The organism is Belnapia arida (genome assembly GCF_016773205.1).
In the GTDB taxonomy this organism is placed as follows: Bacteria; Pseudomonadota; Alphaproteobacteria; order Acetobacterales; family Acetobacteraceae; genus Belnapia; species Belnapia arida.
Map to the genome: position 1 here is coordinate 191,581 of NZ_JAETWB010000003.1, position 15,447 is coordinate 207,027.

A 15,447-nucleotide genomic window follows, 5' to 3' on the forward strand; every position below is an offset into this window, starting at 1 on the left:
GCATCGCCTCGCGCCGCGGCTCCGTCCGGCGTGAAGGGGCGTAGCTCAATTGGTAGAGCGCCGGTCTCCAAAACCGGAGGTTGGGGGTTCGAGACCCTCCGCCCCTGCCACCTGCCCTGGTTCGCCCCTTGGCTAGCCTGGCGCATCCTGACTTGTCCAGGGTGGCATCCCCCCCCATGCTGCGGGAGTGGGCGGCCGCCCGCGAAGCGTTAACCGCAGCACAGAAGGTTCCCCGACTTGGCCAAGCTTGATCCCGCGCAGTATGTCCGGGACGTGCGGACGGAGGTGGCGAAGGTCACCTGGCCGAGCCGCAAGGAAACCTTGATCACGACCGGCCTCGTGCTGGCGATGTCGGCGCTGGCGGCCATCTTCTTTCTGGTCGCCGACCAGCTGATCGCCCTGGCGATGCGCGGCCTGTTCGGAATCGGGTGAGGGAGCAGCAGGCGATGGCCAAGCGCTGGTATGTGGTGCACGTCTATTCGGGCTTCGAGAAGAAGATCGCCCAGCAGATCAAGGAGCAGGCCACCCAGAAGGGCCTCGGCGACCAGTTCGACGAGATCCTGGTCCCCGCCGAGGAGGTGACCGAGGTCCGCCGCGGCCAGAAGGTGAATTCCGAGCGGAAGTTCTTCCCCGGCTATGTGCTGGTGAAGATGGAGATGTCGGACGACGCCTGGCACCTGGTGAAGGACACGCCGAAGGTCACCGGCTTCCTCGGCAACAAGAACAAGCCGAGCCCGATCACCGAGGCCGAGGCCCAGCGCATCGTCAACCAGGTGAAGGAAGGGGTGGAGAAGCCCCGCAAGCCCGCCGTGATCTTCGAGGTGGGCGAGCAGATCCGCGTCGCCGACGGCCCCTTCACCAGCTTCATGGGCACGGTGGAGGAGGTGGACGAGGAGCGTGGCCGGGTGAAGGTCTCGGTCAGCATCTTCGGCCGCTCCACCCCGGTCGAGCTGGAATACACCCAGGTCGAGAAGGTCTGACGTCGCCGTATACGCAGCCGCGCGCATCGCGCTAGCCTGAACCCGCACGGGCCGCAGAGCCCGGCGAGGACACGGCGGAAAGGCGGGCGCGCATGGCGATCACCCGAAGGACCATCCTGGCCGGGAGCGCGCTCGCGTTGCCGGCGCCCCAGGCGAGGGCAGGGGAGGAATACCCGGCCCGGACCATCACCTGGGTCGTCCCCGGCGGGCCTGGCAGCGTTCTCGATGTCGCCGCCCGCTTGATCGCGCTGAAGCTTGGCACCGCCCTCGGCCAGGGCGTCGTCATCGACAACCGGTCCGGCGCCGGCGGTACCCTCGCCGCGGAATACGCCGCCCGCTCCGCGCCGGACGGCTACACCGTCTCCTTCGGTAATTTCGCCACCTTCGCCATCGCGCCGCTGCTGATCCCTAACCTGCGCTATGAGGCGCGGCGGGATTTCACCCCGGTCCATGGCATCGGCGCCTCGGCCAATATCGTCATCAGCGGCCTGAAGCAGCCTTTCGCCAGCATCCCGGCGTTGATCGAGCATGCGAAGCGCAATCCCGGCCAGGTCACCTACGGCGCCAGCATCGGCTCCGGCCAGCATGCGGCCGGGGCGCTCTTCGCCCAGGCGGCGGGGGTAGAGCTGACGCTGATCCCCTATTCCAACTTCGCCCAGGCGCTGAACGACACCGTCGCCGGCCGGCTCGACCTGATGTTCGACTATCCGCTGAGCACCCTGCCGCATGTACGGGATGGCAAGCTCCAAGCGCTCGCCGTCAATGCCGGCGAGCGGCTCGCCATTGCACCCGAGGTGCCAACCCTGGCTGAGGCGGGGCTTTCGGGCGCCGAGCTGCTGGGCTGGTCGGGACTTTACCTTCCGGCGCGCACGCCGCCTGCCATCGTCGCGCGCCTTGCCGAGGCGACCCATCGCGCCCTGCTCGACCGCGAGGTGAAGACGCTCTTCGACAGTACCGGCACCATCCTCTGGGGTGGTGTGGACGGGCCGGCCCTCGGCCGGGCGCTTGAGGAGGAAATCCCGCGGATGCAGCGGCTCATCGCACCGGCCGCCGCGAAGTAGGGTCGGGAAGGCCTGCCTCCCCGAACCCTCGCCGACGACTACCGCCGGGGGCTTTGGCCGCCGCCAAAGATGCTGTTCAGCAGGCCGCCGAAGCTGCCGCCTTCCAGTTCGCCCTCATGCTGCGGGATGCGGCCCTGCGGCGTCAGTCGGTCCACCATCTCGGGCAGGACGCGGCTGACCTCGTGCATCAGCGTGCCCCGGTCGGTCCCGGCCTGCTGGGCCGCCGCTTCCACATCCTGCGGGTCGAAGGCGCGCGACAACTCATCCGCCGAGATTTGCTCGTTCGGCCCGGGCTGCACCCAACTGTCGACATGCCGCTCCAGCCCTTGATTGCGCAGCCCGCCAAGCAGGCCGCCCAGCCCACCGAGGAGGCCGCCCGCCGCGCCGCTGCCGAGCAGCCCGCCCATGATGCCGCCCAACCCACCACCTAACCCCCCACCCAGCCCGCCATCGGCCTGCGGCGCCTGGGCCGGGGCCGAACCAGGCGCCGCCTGGCTCCCCGAATGCTTCATCAGCTGCTGGATGAGCAGCGCGATTGCCGCCATCTTCATTCCGCCTGACAGGCCGCCGGAAAGGCCGCCTCCCGATCGCCCGAACAGGTTCTCGCTCATCTGCCGTTGCTCCATGAATGCTGTGCTCGGGGGAGAACGCGGCCAGCACCATTCCGTTGTTCGGAATCGTATCTGTCACGAGGAACCCGGGCGCCGGCGCTGGCTTATCGCCGCGCGCCACCAACACAGGATCTCAGGCCATGGGTATCATCGGAACGATCATCATCGGCTTCCTTGCCGGTCTCGTCGCCAAATTCCTCCATCCGGGCCGGGATCCCTCCGGCTTCATCATCACGACGCTGCTGGGCATCGTCGGTGCGGTCGTTGCGACCTACCTCGGCCAGGCGGTCGGCTGGTACCGGGCAGGCGAGGGGGCAGGCTTCCTCGGCGCGGTGGTCGGTGCGGTCATTGTCCTCGCCATCTACAACATGGTCACCCGGCGCTCCGCTTCGAACCGGATCTGACAGCCCTGGAGGGAGGCGAGCCGAATATGGCTTGACTCCCTCTACGGACCCGCCCATACGCCCCCGCTCTACTCAGATCGGGACGCGGGAGGCGTCCGGCCATCCCATGCGGGGCGGCCGGCGCCGTAAGCACCGCGGCTCCCTGACCGCAGGGACGTATCATGGCGAAAAAGATTGCAGGCTATATCAAGCTGCAGATTCCAGCAGGCAAGGCGAACCCCTCGCCGCCGGTTGGCCCGGCACTGGGCCAGCGCGGCCTCAACATCATGCAGTTCGTGAAGGAGTTCAACGCGGCGACCCAGGGCCTTGAGCCCGGAACGCCGACGCCGGTGGTCATCACCGCCTTCTCCGACCGCACCTTCTCCTTCATCACCAAGACGCCTCCGAACACCCACTTCCTGCTGCGCGCCGCCAAGATCGACAAGGGCAGCCAGACGCCGGGCAAGGGTGGCTCCGTTGGCCGGGTGACCAAGACCCAGCTGCGCGAGATCGCTGCGACCAAGATGAAGGACATGAACGCCAACGACGTGGAAGCGGCGGTGCGCATGCTGGCGGGCTCGGCCCGCTCCATGGGCCTCGTCGTGGTGGAGGGCTGATCCGATGGCCAAGCAGGGCAAGCGCCTCAAGGCGATCTACGGTGCCTTCGACCGTGACACCATAGTGCCGATCCAGCAGGCGATCAGCTTGGTGAAGGCGAATGCCAAGGCGAAGTTCGACGAGACCATCGAGATCTCGATGAACCTCGGCATCGACCCGCGCCACGCGGACCAGATGGTCCGCGGCGTGGTCGGCTTGCCGAACGGCACCGGCAAGACCGTCCGCGTCGGCGTCTTCGCCCGCGGCCCGAAGGCCGACGAGGCGTTGGCCGCCGGCGCCGACGTGGTCGGCGCCGACGACCTCGCTGCCGCCGTGCAGGAAGGCCGGATCGAGTTCGACCGCTGTATCGCGACGCCGGACATGATGGCGCTCGTCGGCCGGCTCGGTAAGATCCTCGGCCCGCGTGGCCTGATGCCGAACCCCCGCCTCGGCACCGTTACAATGGATGTCCGCGGTGCGGTGACGGCCGCGAAGGCCGGCCAAGTGGAGTTCCGCGCGGAGAAGGCGGGCATCGTCCATGCCGGCATCGGCAAGGCGAGCTTCGACGAGGAGAAGCTCCTCGAGAATGCCCGTGCCTTCGTCGAGGCCATCCAGCGCGCCAGGCCGGCGGGCGCCAAGGGTACCTATGTGAAGAAGGTATCCGTGGCCTCGACCATGGGCCCCGGCGTGAAGGTCGACATCGCCACCTTGAGCGCGACGGCCTGACACCCCAATTCGCCCGCTCCCTGAGGGGCGGGCGCGCAGGGGCGGCTTTGGCCGTCCCGAACCTGTCCGAGACCGCGGGTGCCCCTCCGGGGGCCTAAAGGGGCAAGCCCCGCCAGCGATAGACGGGGTGCGGAGCGTTTCGACGCCGGGGCGACCCGGCGACGCTGATGGCTTGGCAATCCCGCTCAGACAGTCGAACCGGGGCGCAGGGCATTCCGCCATGCGCCCCCGCGTGAACCGGCCGGAGCCCCTCCACCAGGCACTGGCCACCGACGGAGACGGGATATGGACCGCACGGAAAAGCGCGAGTTCATCGCCCAGCTGTCCGCGGTGTTCGCAGATACCTCCTTCGTGCTCGTCGCCCAGAACAAGGGTCTGACGGTCGCGGATGTGAGCGAGCTGCGGCGCCGCATGCGGGCAGCTGGTGCGACGTACAAGGTCGCAAAGAACCGGCTGGCCATGCTCGCCCTCGACGGCACCCGCTTCCAGGCCGTTTCGCCGCTGCTGAAGGGTCCGACCGCGCTCGCGTGGTCGACGGACCCGGTGGCGGTGGCGAAGACCGCCGTGGATTTCGCCAAGGGTAACGACAAGTTCGTCATCCTGGGCGGGGCACTTGGGATCCAGGCCTTGAACCCCGATGGGATCAAGGCCCTGTCCGAGCTGCCTTCGCTTGAGACGCTGCGGGCGCAGCTGCTGGGTCTGATCCAGACCCCGGCAACGCGCATCGCCGGGGTGCTTCAGGCCCCCGGTTCGCAGCTGGCGCGGGTGTTCAGCGCCTTCGCGAAGAAGGACGAGGGTGGGGCGGAAGCCGCCTGACCAATGGGATAGCCCCCGCCGAGGGTGGGGGTGTTGCAAACGGCAAGCCAAGCCATTAGATCAAAGGGTACACAGACATGGCCGATCTCGCAAAGCTGGTCGATGAGCTCTCCAGCCTGACCGTCCTGGAAGCCGCCGAGCTCTCCAAGATGCTGGAGGAGAAGTGGGGCGTCTCCGCCGCGGCCCCCGTCGCGATGGCGGCGGCGCCTGCCGCTGGCGGTGGCGCTGCCGCGGCCCCGGCCGAGGAGCAGACCGAGTTCACCGTCACCCTGACTGCGGCTGGTGACAAGAAGATCAACATCATCAAGGAGATCCGCACGATCACCGGTCTCGGCCTCAAGGAGGCCAAGGATCTGGTCGAGGGCGCGCCGAAGGTGGTGAAGGAGGCTGCGTCGAAGGACGAGGCCGCCAAGATCAAGAAGGTGCTGGAAGACAACGGGGCGACCGTCGAGGTCAAGTAAGGTCGCCTCTGCTGCAATCCCCGCCCCGGCAGTCCGTCGCCGGGGCAGGGGCCATACTATCGGAGGTACGGGCGGGAACCCTTTGGGTTGCCGCCCGTGCTGCCGTTTCTTCCCGGCAGGCGTGACGGGGCGAAACGATGGGCGGATATTGATACGGCACGCGACGGGCGGTGGCCCGAGCGAGAGGGATACGGGACAGGCATGAACGCTATCACCAAGTCGTTCACCGGGCGCAAGCGCATCCGCAAGAGCTTCGGCCGGCTGCCGGAAGTGGCGCCGATGCCAAACCTCATCGACGTGCAGCGGGCCTCCTACGAGGCCTTCCTGCAGATGGAGGTCAACCCTGACGCGCGCACCCATACCGGGTTGCAGGAAGTTTTTAAATCGGTTTTCCCGATCGACGACTTCGCCGGCCGCGGCCGGCTGGAATTCGTCCAGTACGAGCTTGAAGAGCCGAAATACGACGTCGAGGAGTGCATCCAGCGCGGGCTGACCTTTGCCGCCCCGCTGAAGGTGCGCCTTCGCCTCATCGTCTGGGATGTGGATGAGGACACGGGTTCTCGTTCCGTTCGCGATATCAAAGAGCAGGATGTCTACATGGGCGACATGCCGCTCATGACGGACAACGGCACCTTTATCATCAACGGCACCGAGCGTGTCATCGTTTCCCAGATGCACCGCAGCCCCGGCGTCTTCTTCGATCACGACAAGGGCAAGACGCACAGCAGCGGCAAGTACCTCTTTGCCGCCCGAGTCATCCCCTATCGCGGTTCCTGGCTCGACTTCGAGTTCGATGCCAAGGACATCTGCTATGTCCGTATCGACCGCAAGCGGAAGCTGCCCGCCTCGACCCTGCTGCTGGCGCTCGATTCGGCCCGCACCGAGCAGCTGCGTGCCGAGAAGGGTTCCGCGCTCGAGCCGAACGAGATCCGCGGCATGGATTCTGAGGAGATCCTGGGCGAGTTCTACAACCAGGTCGCCTTCACCCGCAGCGCCCAGGGCTGGTCGCGTCCCTTCGACCCGGAGGCCTTCCGCGGCGTGAAGCTGCAGGAGCCGCTGATCGACGCCAAGACCGGCGCCGTGGTTGCCGAGAAGGACGCGAAGCTGACGCCGCGCGCCGCGCGCAAGATCGCCGAGGGTGGCACGACCGAGGTTCTGGTCGGCCGCGCCGACCTGCTCGGCCGCTTCGTCGCCGAGGACCTCGTCGACATGAACACCGGCGAGATCTGGGCCGAGGCCGGCGAGGAGCTGACCGAGCCGAAGCTGGCGGCGATCGAGGCCGCGGGCCTGGACCGGCTGCCGACGCTCGCCATCGACCAGTCGGTCGGCCCCTGGATGCGCAACACGCTGGTGGTGGACAAGAACGCCAACCGCGACGAGGCGTTGATGGACATCTACCGGGTCATGCGCCCGGGCGAGCCGCCGACGCCGGAGACCGCCGAGACCCTGTTCCGCGGCCTGTTCTTCGACCCCGAGCGCTATGACCTGTCCTCGGTCGGCCGGGTGAAGATGAACATGCGCCTCGGCTTCTCGGCTGAGGACGTGCCGGACACCACGCGCACGCTGCGCAAGCAGGACATCATCGCCACGGTGCGCGTCCTGCTCGAGCTGAAGGACGGCCGCGGCCAGATCGACGACATCGACAATCTCGGCAACCGCCGGGTGCGCTCGGTCGGCGAGTTGATGGAGAACCAGTACCGCGTCGGCCTTCTGCGGATGGAGCGCGCGATCAAGGAGCGCATGGGGTCGGTCGATATCGACACCGTCATGCCGCATGATCTGATCAACGCGAAGCCGGCGGCGGCCGCGGTGCGGGAGTTCTTCGGCTCCTCGCAGCTCAGCCAGTTCATGGACCAGACCAACCCGCTCTCAGAGGTGACGCACAAGCGCCGCCTTTCGGCGCTTGGCCCGGGAGGCCTGACCCGTGAGCGCGCCGGCTTCGAGGTGCGCGACGTGCATCCGACGCATTACGGCCGCATCTGCCCGATCGAGACGCCGGAAGGCCCGAATATTGGCCTGATCAACTCGCTCGCCACCTTCGCCAAGGTGAACAAGTACGGCTTCATCGAGACGCCCTACCGCCTGGTGCGGGACGGCAAGATCGTCGGCGAGCCGCGCTACCTCTCCGCCATGGAGGAGGAGCGGCTGGTCGTCGCCCAGGCCGATGCCGAGGTTGATGCCGAGACCGGCGAGTTCAAGTCGGAGCTGGTGAGCGTGCGCCAGGGCGGCGACTTCAGGCTGGTAAAGCCGGAGGAGGTGACGGCGATCGACGTCTCGCCGAAGCAGCTCGTCTCCGTTGCCGCGGCGCTCATTCCGTTCCTCGAGAACGATGACGCCAACCGCGCGCTCATGGGCTCGAACATGCAGCGCCAGGCGGTGCCGCTGGTCCAGGCCGACGCGCCGTTGGTCGGCACCGGCATGGAGGCGGCGGTGGCCCGGGATTCCGGCGCGACCATCGTCGCCCGCCGTGACGGCGTGGTGGACAGCATCGACGGCGCCCGCATCGTGGTGCGCGCGACGGGCGATGACGGCACCACCCGTGGCGTCGACATCTACCGGCTGCGCAAGTTCCAGCGCTCAAACCAGTCGACCTGCATCAACCAGCGCCCGTTGGTGAAGGTGGGCGATACCGTGCGCGGCGGCGAGATCATTGCCGACGGGCCGAGCACGGAGCTGGGCGAGCTGGCGCTGGGGCGGAACGTCCTCGTCGCCTTCATGCCCTGGAACGGCTACAACTTCGAGGACTCCATCCTCATCAGCGAGCGGATCGCCAAGGATGACGTCTTCACCTCGATCCACATCGAGGAATTCGAAGTGATGGCCCGCGACACCAAGCTGGGCCAGGAGGAGATCACCCGCGACATTCCCAACGTGGGTGAGGAGGCGCTGCGTAACCTCGACGAGGCCGGCATCGTCTATATCGGCGCCGAGGTGCAGCCGGGCGACATCCTGGTCGGCAAGGTGACGCCGAAAGGCGAGAGCCCGATGACGCCGGAGGAGAAGCTGCTCCGCGCCATCTTCGGCGAGAAGGCCTCCGACGTGCGCGACACCTCGCTCCGGCTGCCGCCGGGCGTGGCCGGCACCATCGTCGATGTCCGCGTCTTCTCCCGCCGCGGCGTCGACAAGGACGAGCGCGCCATGGCGATCGAGCGGGCCGAGATCGAACGGCTCGCCAAGGACCGCGACGACGAGAAGGCCATCCAGGAGCGCAGCTTCCACAGCCGGCTGCGTGAGCGGCTGCTGAACAAGAAGGCCTCGGGCGGCTTCCGCGGCGTCAAGGCGGGCACGGTCATCACCGATGAGGTGCTGGACCAGTTCGCCAAGGCCACCTGGCGCCAGATCGGCGTGCAGGACGATGCGGCCATGGCCGAGATCGAGGCGCTGAAGCGCGAGTTTGACGCGGCCGTCGAGCGCCTCCAGAAACGTTTCGAGTCGAAGGTCGAGAAGCTCCAGCGCGGTGACGAGCTGCCGCCCGGCGTGATGAAGATGGTCAAGGTCTTCGTCGCGGTGAAGCGGAAGCTGCAGCCGGGCGACAAGATGGCCGGCCGGCATGGCAACAAGGGCGTGGTCTCGCGGGTCGTCCCGGTGGAGGATATGCCCTTCCTCGAGGATGGCACCACGGCCGACCTCGTGCTGAATCCGCTCGGCGTGCCGTCTCGGATGAATGTCGGGCAGATCCTCGAGACCCATCTCGGCTGGGCCTGCGCCAATCTTGGGCGCCAAGTCGGTGATCTGGTCGAGGAGTATCGCCGCAGCGGGGCGATGCGGGATGAGCTGATGGCCCATCTCCGCGTGACCTATGGCGACGAAGTCTTCGAGCGGGACATCGCGCCGATGAGCGACGATCAGCTGATCGAACTCTGCGACAACCTGAAGAAGGGCATCCCGATTGCGACGCCCGTCTTCGACGGCGCCCGTATGGCGGATATCGAGGGCATGCTGGACCGCGCCGGGCTCGACAGCTCCGGCCAGGTCTGGCTGACCGATGGCCGCACCGGGGAGATCTTCGAGCGCAAGGTGACGGTCGGCATCATCTACATGCTGAAGCTGCACCACCTGGTCGACGACAAGATCCACGCCCGGTCCATCGGCCCCTACTCGCTCGTCACCCAGCAGCCGCTGGGCGGCAAGGCGCAGTTCGGCGGCCAGCGCTTCGGCGAGATGGAGGTCTGGGCGCTGGAGGCCTATGGCGCGGCCTACACGCTGCAGGAGATGCTGACGGTGAAGTCGGACGACGTGTCCGGCCGCACCAAGGTCTACGAGGCGATCGTCCGCGACCAGGACAATTTCGAGGCTGGCATCCCTGAGAGCTTCAACGTTCTGGTGAAGGAGCTGAAGTCGCTCGGCCTGAACGTCGACCTGGAGACTCGCGGCAGCTGAGGCTGCCGCCCATATCTTTCCTACACAGCCGCCCCGACCTGTGCGGGGCGGCGGGCTGGACCACAAGGAAGGCCGCATGAACGAGCTGATGAAGATCCTGGGCCAGACCGGCCAGGCGATGACCTTCGACCAGATCAAGATCTCGATCGCCTCGCCGGAGCAGATCCGCTCCTGGTCCTATGGCGAGATCAAGAAGCCGGAGACGATCAACTACCGCACCTTCAAGCCGGAGCGGGACGGGCTGTTCTGCGCCCGCATCTTTGGACCGATCAAGGACTACGAGTGCCTCTGCGGCAAGTACAAGCGGATGAAGTTCCGCGGCATCATCTGCGAGAAGTGCGGCGTCGAGGTGACGCTGGCCAAGGTCCGGCGCGAGCGCATGGGCCATATCGAGCTGGCCAGCCCCGTCGCCCATATCTGGTTCATGAAGTCGCTGCCCAGCCGCGTCGGCCTGATGGTCGACATGTCGCTGAAGGAGCTGGAGAAGGTCCTCTACTTCGAGTCCTACGTCGTGCTTGAGCCGGGCCTCACCGACCTGAAGTTGCACCAGCTTCTGAACGAGGACCAGTACCAGGCGAAGATGGACGAGTTCGGCGAGGACGCCTTCTCCGTCGGCATCGGCGCCGAGGCGGTGAAGGGGATGCTCTCCGGCATCGACTGCGACAAGGAGGCCACCCGGCTGCGCGCCGAGCTGAAGGAGACCACCTCCGAGGCGAAGCGCAAGAAGCTGGTGAAGCGCCTGAAGCTGATCGAGGCCTTCGCCGAATCTGGTGCGCGCCCTGATTGGATGATCCTCGGCGTCGTGCCGGTGATCCCGCCCGAGCTGCGCCCGCTGGTGCCGCTGGACGGCGGCCGCTTTGCGACCTCCGACCTGAACGACCTCTACCGCCGCGTCATCAACCGGAACAATCGGCTGAAGCGCCTGATCGAGCTGCGCGCCCCGGACATCATCGTCCGGAACGAGAAGCGCATGCTGCAGGAGGCGGTGGACGCGCTGTTCGACAACGGCCGCCGCGGCCGCGCCATCACCGGCGCGAACAAGCGTCCGTTGAAGTCGCTCAGCGACATGCTGAAGGGCAAGCAGGGCCGCTTCCGGCAGAACCTGCTCGGCAAGCGCGTCGACTACTCGGGCCGCTCGGTCATCGTGGTCGGGCCCGAGATGAAGCTGCACCAGTGTGGGCTGCCGAAGAAGATGGCGCTCGAGCTGTTCAAACCCTTCATCTACTCGAAGCTCGAGAAGTACGGCCACGCCACCACCATTAAGGCCGCCAAGCGGATGGTGGAGAAGGAGCGTCCCGAGGTGTGGGACATCCTTGAGGAGGTCATCCGCGAGCACCCGGTCATGCTAAACCGGGCGCCCACGCTGCACCGCCTCGGCATCCAGGCCTTCGAGCCGGTCCTCGTCGAGGGCAAGGCGATCCAGCTGCACCCGCTGGTCTGCACCGCCTTCAACGCCGACTTCGATGGCGACCAGATGGCCGTGCACGTCCCGCTGAGCCTCGAGGCGCAGCTGGAGGCCCGCGTGCTGATGATGTCGACCAACAACATCCTCAGCCCGGCCAACGGCAAGCCGATCATCGTGCCGAGCCAGGACATCGTCCTCGGCCTCTACTATCTCAGCCTGGAGACGCCCGAGTTCCGCGTCGCCGATGAGAAGGAGGCCCCGGCCTTCGGCACCATGGGCGAGATCGAGCAGGCGCTGGCCGCCGGCGCGATCCAGCTCCACACCAAGATCCGCATGCGGCGCCCGGCGATGGACCGCGACGGCAAGGTGGCGATGGAGCGGGCGGTGACGACGCCGGGCCGCGTCATGATGGGCCAGCTGCTGCCGCTGCACCCGCAGCTGCCCTTCAGCCTCATCAACCGCCAGCTGACGAAGAAGTCGATCTCCGACGTCATCGATGCCGTCTACCGACATTGCGGCCAGAAGGAGAGCGTGATCTTCGCCGACCGGCTGATGGGCCTCGGCTTCCGCCAGGCGGCGAAGGCCGGCATCTCCTTCGGCAAGGACGACATGATGATCCCGGCCAGCAAGCCGGAGATGATCGGCAAGACCAAGGCCGAGGTGAAGGAGTTCGAGCAGCAGTACCTCGACGGCCTCATCACCGCGGGCGAGCGCTATAACAAGGTGGTCGACGCCTGGTCGCGCTGCACCGAGGAAGTGGCGCAGGCCATGATGAAGGAGATCTCCCGCCAGGAGGTCGGCCGGCCGACCAACAGCGTGTGGATGATGTCCCACTCCGGTGCCCGCGGCTCGCCGGCGCAGATGCGCCAGCTGGCCGGCATGCGCGGCCTGATGGCGAAGCCGAGCGGCGAGATCATCGAGCAGCCCATCATCTCCAACTTCAAGGAGGGGCTGACCGTCCTCGAATACTTCAACTCCACCCACGGTGCCCGGAAGGGCCTCGCGGACACGGCGTTGAAGACGGCGAACTCGGGCTACCTGACCCGCCGCCTGGTGGACGTCGCGCAGGACTGCATCATCGTCATGAACGATTGTGGCACCGAGCGCGGCATCACCGTGCGCCCGGTGATGGATGGTGGCGAGGTCATTTCCTCGCTCTCCGAGCGCATCCTCGGCCGCTTCACCCAGCGTGACGTGGTCGACCCGGCGACGGGCGAGGTGCTGGCCGCCCGGAACACCGTGATCGAGGAGCCGGATGCCGAGCGCATCGAGGCCGCAGGTGTGGAGGAGATGTATATTCGCTCCGTCCTGACCTGCGATGCCGGCGTCGGCGTTTGCGGCCATTGCTACGGCCGCGACCTGGCTCGTGGCACGCCGGTGAATGTCGGCGAGGCGGTGGGTGTCATCGCTGCGCAGTCGATCGGCGAGCCGGGCACCCAGCTGACCATGCGCACCTTCCATATCGGCGGTGCGGCGCAGCGCGGGGCCGAGCAGTCGGCGGTGGAGGCCACCAATGACGGCACGGTCAAGATCGCCAACCGCAACGTGGTGGCCAACAGCGCCGGTGCGCCGGTGGTGATGAGCCGGAACTGCGAGATCGTGCTGAGCGACATGGCCGGCCGCGAGCGGGCGCGCTACCGCGTGCCTTATGGCGCCCGGCTGCTGATCGACGAGGGTGCGACGGTCTCGCGCGGTCAGAAGCTGGCCGAGTGGGATCCCTTCACCCTGCCGATCATCACCGAGCGAGCGGGTACGCTGGAGTTCGCCGACCTTATTGAGGGTGTGACCCTCTACGAGGAGACGGACCCGGTGACCGGCCTCAGCTCCAAGGTGGTGCGCGAGCCGGCCGACAAGGCCCGCAATGCCAACCTCCGGCCGCGGCTGCTGCTGCGCTCGGCGGACGGCATGCAGCAGTACTTCCTGCAGCCGGCCTCGGTGCTGAACGTCGAGAACGGCGGCGTGGTGAAGGCAGGCGACGTTCTGGCCCGGCTGCCGCGCGAGTCGTCGAAGACCCGCGACATCACCGGCGGTCTGCCGCGAGTCGCCGAGCTTTTCGAGGCTCGCCGGCCGAAGGATCACGCGATCATCTCCGAGATCGACGGCCGCGTGGAATTCGGCAAGGACTACAAGGCGAAGCGCCGCATCGTCGTGGTGCCCGAGCAGCAGGGCGACGAGGCTCCGGTTCCCCGCGAGTACCTTGTGCCGAAGGGCAAGCACGTCTCGGTGCAGGAAGGCGACTACGTGAAGGCCGGCGACCCGCTCGTCGACGGTCCGCGCGTGCCGCATGATATCCTGCGCGTGCTGGGCGTCGAGGCGCTGGCGAACTATCTGGTAAATGAGATCCAGGACGTCTATCGACTCCAGGGCGTGAAGATCAACGACAAGCACATCGAAGTCATCGTTCGGCAGATGTTGCAAAAGGTCGAGATCCTCGAGCCTGGCGACACGACCTACCTGGTCGGGGAGCAGGTGGACCGGATCGAGTTCGAGCAGGAGAACGAAAAGCGCCTCCAGGCCAAGGAGCGGCCTGCCCGGGCAGAGCCGGTGCTCCAGGGCATCACCAAGGCCTCGCTGCAGACGACGAGCTTCATCTCCGCCGCTTCCTTCCAGGAGACGACGAGGGTGCTCACCGAGGCGGCGACGGCCGGCAAGGTCGATGTGCTGGCGGGCCTCAAGGAGAACGTCATCGTCGGGCGGCTCATCCCGGCCGGTACGGGCTCGGTGATGAACCGCCTCCGGGCCCTGGCGGCGCAGCGGGACCGTGGGCGCCTGCCCACGGCCCAGCCGGCCCTGCCGGAGCCAAGTGGACGTCAGGCGGCCGAATAAGCTGCCTTTGCTTTGATACGGGGCCGGGTTCCTTCGGGAGCCCGGCCCTTTCTTTTATCCGGGCTTTTTCATCCCGCTTGCTCCGCTTCACTTGACTCATCCAGCCGCACCGCGTAGGTAGCCCGCCCTTGGCAAGGCCGGGCGCTGCGGCGCCGGACAGCCAGGAAACTTTGGTCCACAACGCTGCGCGTCCGGCACCGCGACCCTTGAGGTTGCTCAGGCCGGGTGCCGGTCAGGGCGCCCGCCGGCGAGCTACAAGCTCCGCCCGTGCGGGCTTCTGGCTTTGCGTGGCTGCGGGGCCCAGGACGGTACACGAAGGGGCGTCATGCCGACGATCAACCAGCTCATCGCCCAGGGGCGCGAGCCGAACGCGAAGCGGAACAAGGTTCCGGCGCTGCAGGGCTGCCCGCAGAAGCGTGGCGTGTGCACGCGCGTCTACACCACCACACCGAAGAAGCCGAACTCGGCCCTTCGTAAGGTGGCCAAGGTGCGCTTGACCAACGGCTACGAGGTGGTGAGCTACATCCCGGGCGAGGGCCATAATCTGCAGGAGCACTCCGTGGTGCTCATCCGCGGCGGCCGCGTGAAGGACCTTCCGGGCGTTCGCTACCACATCCTCCGCGGTGTCCTGGATACGCAGGGCCTGCCGAAACGTCGCCAGCGCCGGTCGCTGTACGGCGCGAAGCGGCCGAAGTAGGAGAGGCTGAGGCATGTCTCGCCGTCATAGCGCGCAGAAGCGCGAAGTCCTGCCCGATCCCAAGTTTGGCGATCTCGTGCTCAGCCGTTTCATGAACGTGCTGATGTACGACGGCAAGAAGAGCACTGCGGAGCGTATCGTCTACGCTGCCATGGACACGCTGAAGCGGCGGGTTGGCCCCAATGGGGACCCGCTGCGTATGTTCCATGAAGCCATGGACAACGTGAAGCCGGCCGTTGAGGTCCGCAGCCGCCGCGTTGGTGGTGCGACCTATCAGGTGCCGGTCGAGGTTCGCCCGGAGCGTCGTCAGGCGTTGGCGATCCGCTGGTTGATCGAATCCGCGCGGAAGCGCGGCGAGAACACGATGGAAGAGCGCCTTTCCGGCGAGCTGATGGATGCGGCGAACAACCGCGGCACGGCCGTCAAGAAGCGCGAAGACACGCACCGGATGGCGGAGGCGAACAAAGCCTTCAGCCATTACCGCTGGTAATCCGGACCCGATCG

13 protein-coding genes and 1 tRNA gene are annotated in these 15,447 nt (G+C 67.0%); 13 read left to right on the forward strand and 1 reads right to left on the reverse strand.

Annotated features, from left to right (window positions below; translation table 11 throughout):
- Nucleotides 1–34: 34 nt before the first annotated feature.
- The 4 genes from JMJ56_RS10635 to JMJ56_RS10650 all read left to right on the forward strand — a co-directional run bounded on the left by JMJ56_RS10635 (nucleotide 35) and on the right by JMJ56_RS10650 (nucleotide 2,041).
- Nucleotides 35–110 (forward strand) — tRNA-Trp (locus JMJ56_RS10635).
- Between the two features lie 127 nt (nucleotides 111–237).
- Nucleotides 238–432, forward strand: a complete 195-nt coding sequence (gene secE / locus JMJ56_RS10640; protein ID WP_043339530.1) for a preprotein translocase subunit SecE — start codon at nucleotides 238–240, stop codon at nucleotides 430–432.
- A gap of 14 nt (nucleotides 433–446) precedes the next feature.
- Nucleotides 447–980, forward strand: coding sequence for a transcription termination/antitermination protein NusG (gene nusG, locus JMJ56_RS10645; RefSeq protein ID WP_202831600.1), 534 nt, complete (start codon nucleotides 447–449; stop codon nucleotides 978–980).
- A gap of 92 nt (nucleotides 981–1,072) precedes the next feature.
- Nucleotides 1,073–2,041: a Bug family tripartite tricarboxylate transporter substrate binding protein gene (locus JMJ56_RS10650; protein WP_202831601.1), complete on the forward strand. Its 969-nt coding sequence runs from the start codon at nucleotides 1,073–1,075 to the stop codon at nucleotides 2,039–2,041.
- A 38-nt stretch (nucleotides 2,042–2,079) separates the two neighbouring features.
- Here JMJ56_RS10650 and JMJ56_RS10655 read toward each other — a convergent pair whose 3' ends face one another.
- A complete protein-coding gene (locus tag JMJ56_RS10655) occupies nucleotides 2,080–2,652 on the reverse strand; it encodes a YidB family protein (RefSeq protein ID WP_202831602.1) in 573 nt (190 codons plus the stop codon).
- Between the two features lie 140 nt (nucleotides 2,653–2,792).
- On the opposite strand from JMJ56_RS10655, the gene JMJ56_RS10660 reads away from it, so the two are divergent.
- The 9 genes from JMJ56_RS10660 to rpsG all read left to right on the forward strand — a co-directional run bounded on the left by JMJ56_RS10660 (nucleotide 2,793) and on the right by rpsG (nucleotide 15,433).
- A complete protein-coding gene (locus tag JMJ56_RS10660; RefSeq protein WP_202831603.1) occupies nucleotides 2,793–3,056 on the forward strand; it encodes a GlsB/YeaQ/YmgE family stress response membrane protein in 264 nt (87 codons plus the stop codon).
- Between the two features lie 161 nt (nucleotides 3,057–3,217).
- Nucleotides 3,218–3,652 (forward strand): 50S ribosomal protein L11, encoded by a 435-nt coding sequence (gene rplK / locus JMJ56_RS10665; protein WP_202831604.1) that lies wholly within the window; start codon nucleotides 3,218–3,220, stop codon nucleotides 3,650–3,652.
- Between the two features lie 4 nt (nucleotides 3,653–3,656).
- Nucleotides 3,657–4,358, forward strand: a complete 702-nt coding sequence (rplA, locus tag JMJ56_RS10670; RefSeq protein WP_202831605.1) for a 50S ribosomal protein L1 — start codon at nucleotides 3,657–3,659, stop codon at nucleotides 4,356–4,358.
- 285 nt (nucleotides 4,359–4,643) lie between these two features.
- The gene (rplJ, locus tag JMJ56_RS10675; protein ID WP_202831606.1) at nucleotides 4,644–5,174 is read left to right on the forward strand and encodes a 50S ribosomal protein L10; all 531 of its coding nucleotides are present in this window, start codon (nucleotides 4,644–4,646) and stop codon (nucleotides 5,172–5,174) included.
- Nucleotides 5,175–5,251: 77 nt separating this feature from the next.
- Nucleotides 5,252–5,635 carry a 50S ribosomal protein L7/L12 gene (gene rplL, locus JMJ56_RS10680; protein WP_202831607.1) on the forward strand — a complete coding sequence of 128 codons (384 nt, stop codon included), beginning with the start codon at nucleotides 5,252–5,254 and terminating at the stop codon, nucleotides 5,633–5,635.
- Between the two features lie 201 nt (nucleotides 5,636–5,836).
- Nucleotides 5,837–10,015: a DNA-directed RNA polymerase subunit beta gene (rpoB, locus tag JMJ56_RS10685; RefSeq protein WP_202831608.1), complete on the forward strand. Its 4,179-nt coding sequence runs from the start codon at nucleotides 5,837–5,839 to the stop codon at nucleotides 10,013–10,015.
- A 76-nt stretch (nucleotides 10,016–10,091) separates the two neighbouring features.
- Nucleotides 10,092–14,246, forward strand: coding sequence for a DNA-directed RNA polymerase subunit beta' (gene rpoC, locus JMJ56_RS10690; RefSeq protein WP_202831609.1), 4,155 nt, complete (start codon nucleotides 10,092–10,094; stop codon nucleotides 14,244–14,246).
- Between the two features lie 325 nt (nucleotides 14,247–14,571).
- Entirely contained in the window at nucleotides 14,572–14,943 is a 372-nt protein-coding gene (rpsL, locus tag JMJ56_RS10695; protein WP_043337543.1) for a 30S ribosomal protein S12, read from the forward strand.
- 13 nt (nucleotides 14,944–14,956) lie between these two features.
- On the forward strand, nucleotides 14,957–15,433 hold the full coding sequence (gene rpsG / locus JMJ56_RS10700; protein WP_043337545.1) for a 30S ribosomal protein S7: 477 nt from the start codon (nucleotides 14,957–14,959) through the stop codon (nucleotides 15,431–15,433).
- Nucleotides 15,434–15,447: the final 14 nt, after the last annotated feature.

Coding starts and splice junctions, on each gene's coding strand:
- rpsG (WP_043337545.1), top strand. CDS start 14,957: ATGTCTCGCCGTCATAGCGCGCAGAAGCGCGAAGTCCTGCCCGATCCC.
- rpsL (WP_043337543.1), top strand. CDS start 14,572: ATGCCGACGATCAACCAGCTCATCGCCCAGGGGCGCGAGCCGAACGCG.
- JMJ56_RS10650 (WP_202831601.1), top strand. CDS start 1,073: ATGGCGATCACCCGAAGGACCATCCTGGCCGGGAGCGCGCTCGCGTTG.
- rplL (WP_202831607.1), top strand. CDS start 5,252: ATGGCCGATCTCGCAAAGCTGGTCGATGAGCTCTCCAGCCTGACCGTC.
- rplK (WP_202831604.1), top strand. CDS start 3,218: ATGGCGAAAAAGATTGCAGGCTATATCAAGCTGCAGATTCCAGCAGGC.
- rplA (WP_202831605.1), top strand. CDS start 3,657: ATGGCCAAGCAGGGCAAGCGCCTCAAGGCGATCTACGGTGCCTTCGAC.
- rplJ (WP_202831606.1), top strand. CDS start 4,644: ATGGACCGCACGGAAAAGCGCGAGTTCATCGCCCAGCTGTCCGCGGTG.
- nusG (WP_202831600.1), top strand. CDS start 447: ATGGCCAAGCGCTGGTATGTGGTGCACGTCTATTCGGGCTTCGAGAAG.
- JMJ56_RS10655 (WP_202831602.1), bottom strand. CDS start 2,652: ATGAGCGAGAACCTGTTCGGGCGATCGGGAGGCGGCCTTTCCGGCGGC.
- JMJ56_RS10660 (WP_202831603.1), top strand. CDS start 2,793: ATGGGTATCATCGGAACGATCATCATCGGCTTCCTTGCCGGTCTCGTC.
- rpoB (WP_202831608.1), top strand. CDS start 5,837: ATGAACGCTATCACCAAGTCGTTCACCGGGCGCAAGCGCATCCGCAAG.
- rpoC (WP_202831609.1), top strand. CDS start 10,092: ATGAACGAGCTGATGAAGATCCTGGGCCAGACCGGCCAGGCGATGACC.